Raw genomic sequence first — 6,093 nt, 5'->3', positions numbered from 1 at the left:
TCGGTGGTGGTCGACGGCTCGGTGCCGATCCGCGATCTCAACCGCGCCATGGACTGGCATCTCCCGGATGAGGAGGCGACCACGGTGGCCGGTCTCGTCATTCACGAGGCGCGATCGATCCCCGAACGCGGCCAGAGCTTCACCTTCCACGGCTTCCGCTTCCGCGTCCTGCGCCGCGAGCGCAACCGCATCACCGCGCTGCGCATCGTGCCGCTGCCCCGCGAGGCCGAGACGGCCGCTGGCTCTGAGAAAAAGCCGAAAGCGGGGACCGCGTTTTGATATCCTTACCCTCCCCTGCAGGGGGAGGGTCGCTCGCGTAGCGAGCGGGGTGGGGGAGTGTGCAAAATGGTTACAACGTCGATCCGTCGTGCCGCCGCCAAAAACTACGCGCCAACACCACCCCGCACGAGCGTACATTTTGGCGTGCGCTCAAGAACTGCCCATGTCCGGCACGCACTTCCGGCATCAGGCGCCGATCGGACCTTACGTGGTGGATTTTTTCTGTCCTGCCGCGCGTCTCATCATTGAACTCGATGGCGGACATCACAATGAAGACCAGACAGCAGTAAGAGATCGTGTTCGCCAGTCGTGGCTCGAGCGCGAGGGATATCGCGTCATCCGATTCTGGAATTCAGATATCAACTCCAACCTGGAGGGGGTTCTGGAGCAGATTTATATCGAGCTGTATGGCTCGCGTGACGCGGAAGCGAGGCACCTCAAGCATCGGCGACATCCGAGACAGCGTCGTCCGCCCCCACCCCGGACGACTTCGTCGTCCGACCCTCCCCCTGCAGGGTAGGGGAATCGCATGTGCATGAACAAATAAGGAATCGCCGACGGTTTTGGTCGATATGTTCGTCCAACGATTCACCTTTGTTCACGCTTCGATTCACACATGCGATTACCCTGCCCTGCAGGGGAGGGTGAAGAGAACTAGCCTTCCCCCGTTCCCAGCGCCTTGATCGCCAGCGCGTGGACCGACCCTTCGAGTTCCGCTGCCAACGTCGTATTAATCATGCGGTGGCGCTCGATCCGGCTCTTCCCTTCGAACGCTTTCGATACAATATAGACCCTGAAGTGCGTCTCGCCGCCGGGCCTGTGGCCCGAATGGCCTTCATGAAGATGTGATTCGTCGGTGACGTCGAGACTTTCCGGCGAGAAAGCTTCGCGCAACTTGTTTGTGATAGCGTCCTTGACGGTCATGGCAGCGGCAATACGGCCGAAGCCGCGGTTCGTCAACGAGAGAGTTTCGCAATGTCAAGACTTGAAGCTTTTTGCATTGCGTTGTCATAGTCAGCCATGCCGATCGATTCATCAAAATTCTTCGATTCCATCCGCATCAAGCCCAACAAGCTGAGCGCGAAGCAGCAGGCGCGCGCGCGCGAAGATGCGGTGATGTGCGAATGGCCCGACTGCAAGAACAAGGGGCCGCACCGCGCGCCCAAGGGCCGCGCCAATGACAAGGAATACTGGCACTTCTGCCTCAACCACGTGCGCGAATACAACCAGTCCTATAATTTCTTTTCCGGCATGAATGCCGACGCGGTGGCGCGCTATCAGAAGGACGCGCTGACCGGCCATCGCCCGACCTGGAAGATGGGCGCCAATGGCACCAAGGGCAAAGGCAAGACCGCCGAAGCGGACCTCGAAGGCGCCGCCGATCCGTTCAGCATGTTCAGCGAGCTCAATGGCCGCGGCCGCTGGCGGCCGGGTCCGGGCACTGAGGCCAAGGTGGAAACGCGAAAAGTGTTCAATGCCGAGCGCAAGGCGCTGCAGGTGATGGGACTCGGCCCCGAGGCCACGCTGGAGATGGTGAAGGCCAAATACAAGGCGCTGGTGAAGCAACATCACCCCGATGCCAATGGTGGCGACCGTTCCACCGAAGACCGCCTCATCGAGATCATCAAAGCCTATAATTACCTGAAGACCGTCGTGCGCGGCGCGTGACTTCGACCGTCATTGCGAGGAGCCAACGGGTCCGGCCCTTGGCCGGCCCGACGATAAACTCCGCGACGACGCAATCAGTTCGTGCTTTGCCGCTCTCTGGATTGCTTCGCTACGCGCGCAATGACGGTGACCCATCCTTGCGCGCCGTCGCCGCCGTTACCGCGACATTGATCCCGCGCTTGCGGCGAATCCACCATGTTGCAAGCCCCGCCAAAACCGCGCCGCCGAGCACCAGCAGCATCCAGTAATGCTTCGCCGCGCCTTCCAGCCCGGCGAGGCCCCCGGCGCGGTCCAGCGCCGACACCGCCAACATGCCGGGCAGGATATGCGCCGGCGCCCACAGCAGGATCGCCGCGATATTGACCGCGTAGAAGCGCGGCGGCGGCATTCCCAGCGCGCCCGCGGTGACGGGTACAAAGGCCCGGATCGGCGGCACGAAGCGTGCGAAAAATACCGCCAGCGTCCCCCAGCGGTGAAAGAACGTCTCGCTTTGCGCGATCACGTTCGGATAACGCGACATCGGCCACGCACCGAGAATCTCGCGCTGCGAGCGATGTCCGATCCAGAACGCCGTTCCATCGCCGATTGCCGCTCCCGCGACGGCAGTAGCGAACACGCCGACAAGGTCGAGTTCGCCGCCGGGCACGAGCGCGCTCAGCGCAAGGATGATGGTGGAGCCGGGGATCACCGAGCCGACGATGGGCACAGCTTCCAGCAGCGCCGCGAGGAAGATCGTCAGATAGGCTAGCCATGCATGCGCCGAGACGAAAGCAATCAGGGAATCAATGAGGGAAGTCACAAAAGTCCTTTTTGCTGACCCGCCAGGTCGGTAGGTCCTGACCTAGCACAGTCGCTGGCGGATGTCGGAGATCGCCGTCCGATTTGGCAGCAAAACCGTGGTCGGCACGGCTGATTCGCAGGGCAGCCTTCCAAAAACCGCTGCAAGACCCTATCTAGATGATAATGCTGTAGAACTTTCATTGTGCCGCGGGCTTCTGCCGGCCGCGCCGGTCTGATAGGTTCCTGACAGCACCCATCCGCAGCCACACCGCAAAATCTGGTTTCGGGAGCGTCCGGGACCTCGGAGGATTGATGACGACCGCCGCCATGAGCAAAACGCAGGAACCCGCTGGTATCCCCGATATGAAGGTGTCGGTCCGTCAGGTGTTCGGCATCGACAGCGACCTTGAAGTGCCGGCCTATTCCGAAGTCGATCCGCATGTGCCGGACGTCGATTCGGATTACCGTTTCGATCGCGCCACCACGCTCGCGATCCTCGCGGGTTTCGCGCACAACCGCCGCGTCATGGTCACCGGTTACCACGGCACCGGCAAGTCGACCCATATCGAGCAGGTCGCGGCGCGGCTCAACTGGCCCTGCGTGCGCGTCAACCTAGACAGCCACATCAGCCGCATCGATCTGGTCGGCAAGGACTCCATTGTCATCAGGGATGGCAAGCAGGTCACCGAATTCCGCGACGGCATCCTGCCCTGGGCGCTGCAGCACAATATCGCGCTGGTGTTCGACGAATACGACGCCGGGAGGCCTGACGTGATGTTCGTGATCCAGCGCGTGCTGGAAGTCTCCGGCCGCCTGACGCTGCTCGACCAGAACAAGGTGATCAAGCCGCACCCGGCGTTCCGGCTGTTCTCGACCGCCAATACGGTGGGCCTCGGCGATACTTCCGGGCTCTATCACGGCACCCAGCAGATCAACCAGGGCCAGATGGACCGCTGGTCGATCGTCACCACGCTGAATTATCTGGCGCATGACGAGGAAGTCGAAATCGTGCTCGCCAAGGCGCACCATTATCGCACCGGCGAGGGCCGTGACATCGTCAACAAGATGGTGCGGCTTGCCGATCTGACCCGCAACGCCTTCGCCAATGGCGATTTGTCGACCGTGATGAGCCCGCGCACCGTGATCACCTGGGCGGAGAACGCGGAAATCTTCGGCGACATCGGCTTCTCCTTCCGCGTCACTTTCCTCAACAAATGCGACGAGCTGGAACGGCCGCTGGTGGCGGAATTCTATCAGCGCTGCTTCAATCAGGAATTGGCCGAGAGTTCGGTGAACGTGGCGTTGAGCTGACCGGCACGGCGTCGTCCCCGCGAAGGCGGGGACCCATACTCCGAGGAGTCTCGGTTAAGAGTTGGAGCTAAAGTCTGGATCAACAATGAACGCCGGTGGTTATGGGTCCCCGCCTTCGCGGGGACGACCCGCGGTAAGGCTGCGATGACAACCCCATCCAATTCCAAATTCCGCACCGGCCCCAGGGAGGCGCCGACCGAGCCGTTCAAGCGCGCGGTGACGTCCTGCCTGCGCGCGATCGCCAAGGCGCCGGAGCTTGAAGTGACTTTTGCCGCCGAACGCCCGGGCCTTGCACCGGGCAAGGCGCGGCTGCCGGAACCGGCGCGCAAGATGACGCGGCGGGATGCCGCCATCGTGCGGGGGCATGCGGATTCCATCGCGCTGAAACTTGCCTGTCACGATCCGAAAGTGCATCGCAAGCTGATGCCGGGCAATCCGCAAGCGCGCGGCGTTTTCGAGGCGGTGGAGCAGGCGCGCGTCGAGGCAATCGGTGCGCGACGTATGGCCGGCGTCGCCAAAAACCTCACCGCCATGCTTGACGATCATTTTCACCGCGGCAAGTTCGACGAGATTACCGACCGCGCCGACGCGCCGCTATCGGATGCGCTGGCGATGCTGGTGCGCGAGCGCCTCACCGGCCTGCCGCCTCCCGCTGCGGCGCGAAAAATGGTCGACCTGTGGCGTCCGCTGCTGGAAGACAAGATCGGCGCGCGGCTCGACCGGCTCGATCGGCTTGCCGAGAACCAGGCAAAATTTGGCGATGCGGTGCACGATCTGTTGTCGGCGCTGGAGCTCGGCGACGACCGCAATGCCGACGCCGACGATGATGAGGACCAGGACGACAACCGCGACGGCGAGAACGACCAGTCCGGCGCAGAAGGCTCGCCGGATAGCGACGCCGCGCAGGAGATGAGCGCCGATCAGGCGCAGGCTTCCACCGACGAGATGTCGGAAAGCGCTATGGAAAGCGCGCAGGCCTCCACCAGCGATACGCTCGACGACGGCGACCTCGGCGACGATGAGACGCCGGGCGAGGCGACGCGGCCGAATTCACGTGGGCAGAACGAGCACCGCGGCCCGGAATATCACGCCTTCGCGCCGAAATTCGACGAAGTCGTCAACGCGGAGGATCTCTGCGACCACGACGAGTTGGAACGGCTGCGCAGCTATCTCGACAAGCAGCTCGCGCATTTGCAGGGCATCGTCGCTCGGCTGGCCAACCGGCTGCAGCGCCGGTTGATGGCGCAGCAGAACCGCGCCTGGGAGTTCGATCTAGAGGAGGGCATTCTCGATCCGGCGCGGCTGTCGCGCGTGGTCACCGATCCCTATCATCCGCTGTCGTTCATGCATGAGAAGGAAGCCACCTTCCGCGACACCGTGGTAACCTTGCTGCTCGACAATTCCGGTTCGATGCGCGGACGGCCCATCACGGTAGCTGCGACCTGCGCGGATATCCTGGCGCGGACGCTGGAGCGCTGCGGCGTCAAGGTCGAGATTCTCGGCTTCACCACGCGGGCGTGGAAGGGCGGCCAGTCGCGCGAGGCGTGGCTCGCGGCCGGCAAGCCCCCCAATCCGGGACGCCTCAATGATCTCAGGCACATCGTCTACAAGTCGGCGGATGCTCCCTGGCGACGTTCGCGCAAGAATCTCGGGCTGATGATGCGCGAGGGGCTCTTGAAGGAAAACATCGTCGGCGAGGCGCTGGACTGGGCGCACAAGCGGCTGCTCGGCCGCGCCGAGCAACGCAAGATCCTGATGATGATTTCCGACGGCGCGCCGGTCGACGATTCCACGCTGTCGGTCAATCCCGGCAATTACCTGGAGCGCCATCTGCGCTATATCATCGAGGAAATCGAGACCCGCTCGCCGGTCGAACTGATCGCGATCGGCATCGGCCACGATGTGACGCGCTATTACCGCCGCGCGGTGACCATCGTCGATGCCGAGGAACTTGGCGGCGCCATCACTGAAAAACTGGCCGAACTGTTCAGCGAGACCCAAAACGCGCCGGCCGCGCCGACGCGGCGGCGAAGACTGCATTCGTAGAGGACCGTC

The 6,093-nt window shown here is 62.9% G+C and carries 7 protein-coding genes; 5 read left to right on the top strand and 2 right to left on the bottom strand.

Translation table 11 applies throughout. The features are described from left to right. Window positions 1-279, top strand: a 279-nt coding sequence (locus tag VGP39_RS04535) for a transporter associated domain-containing protein (protein ID WP_327566910.1), incomplete at its 5' end; no start/stop codon positions are given. A 163-nt stretch (window positions 280-442) separates the two neighbouring features. After that, a complete protein-coding gene (locus tag VGP39_RS04530) occupies window positions 443-799 on the top strand; it encodes an endonuclease domain-containing protein (protein WP_327566909.1) in 357 nt (118 codons plus the stop codon). Between the two features lie 134 nt (window positions 800-933). Here VGP39_RS04530 and VGP39_RS04525 read toward each other — a convergent pair whose 3' ends face one another. Continuing rightward, a complete protein-coding gene (locus VGP39_RS04525) occupies window positions 934-1,203 on the bottom strand; it encodes a BolA family protein (protein ID WP_327566911.1) in 270 nt (89 codons plus the stop codon). Window positions 1,204-1,299: 96 nt separating this feature from the next. Between VGP39_RS04525 and VGP39_RS04520 the strand changes: the two genes are divergently transcribed. Further along, window positions 1,300-1,947 carry a J domain-containing protein gene (locus tag VGP39_RS04520; protein ID WP_327566908.1) on the top strand — a complete coding sequence of 216 codons (648 nt, stop codon included), beginning with the start codon at window positions 1,300-1,302 and terminating at the stop codon, window positions 1,945-1,947. A gap of 109 nt (window positions 1,948-2,056) precedes the next feature. Here VGP39_RS04520 and VGP39_RS04515 read toward each other — a convergent pair whose 3' ends face one another. Then, a complete protein-coding gene (locus VGP39_RS04515; RefSeq protein ID WP_327566907.1) occupies window positions 2,057-2,746 on the bottom strand; it encodes a DedA family protein in 690 nt (229 codons plus the stop codon). A gap of 293 nt (window positions 2,747-3,039) precedes the next feature. Between VGP39_RS04515 and cobS the strand changes: the two genes are divergently transcribed. Both cobS and cobT read left to right on the top strand, forming a co-directional pair. Further along, window positions 3,040-4,038, top strand: coding sequence for a cobaltochelatase subunit CobS (gene cobS, locus VGP39_RS04510; RefSeq protein ID WP_327566906.1), 999 nt, complete (start codon window positions 3,040-3,042; stop codon window positions 4,036-4,038). Window positions 4,039-4,182: 144 nt separating this feature from the next. Continuing rightward, complete coding sequence (gene cobT / locus VGP39_RS04505) at window positions 4,183-6,084, top strand: cobaltochelatase subunit CobT (protein WP_327566905.1); 1,902 nt, start codon at window positions 4,183-4,185, stop codon at window positions 6,082-6,084. Window positions 6,085-6,093 lie beyond the last annotated feature (9 nt).

This window comes from Bradyrhizobium sp. (assembly GCF_036009065.1).
Lineage (GTDB): Bacteria > Pseudomonadota > Alphaproteobacteria > Rhizobiales > Xanthobacteraceae > Bradyrhizobium.
This window is presented reverse-complemented; position numbering and strand designations above follow the sequence as displayed.

Excerpts from the sequence above, each read along its gene's own strand:
- VGP39_RS04530 (WP_327566909.1), top strand. The coding sequence starts at position 443 with ATGTCCGGCACGCACTTCCGGCATCAGGCGCCGATCGGACCTTACGTG.
- VGP39_RS04525 (WP_327566911.1), bottom strand. The coding sequence starts at position 1,203 with ATGACCGTCAAGGACGCTATCACAAACAAGTTGCGCGAAGCTTTCTCG.
- VGP39_RS04520 (WP_327566908.1), top strand. The coding sequence starts at position 1,300 with ATGCCGATCGATTCATCAAAATTCTTCGATTCCATCCGCATCAAGCCC.
- cobS (WP_327566906.1), top strand. The coding sequence starts at position 3,040 with ATGACGACCGCCGCCATGAGCAAAACGCAGGAACCCGCTGGTATCCCC.
- cobT (WP_327566905.1), top strand. The coding sequence starts at position 4,183 with ATGACAACCCCATCCAATTCCAAATTCCGCACCGGCCCCAGGGAGGCG.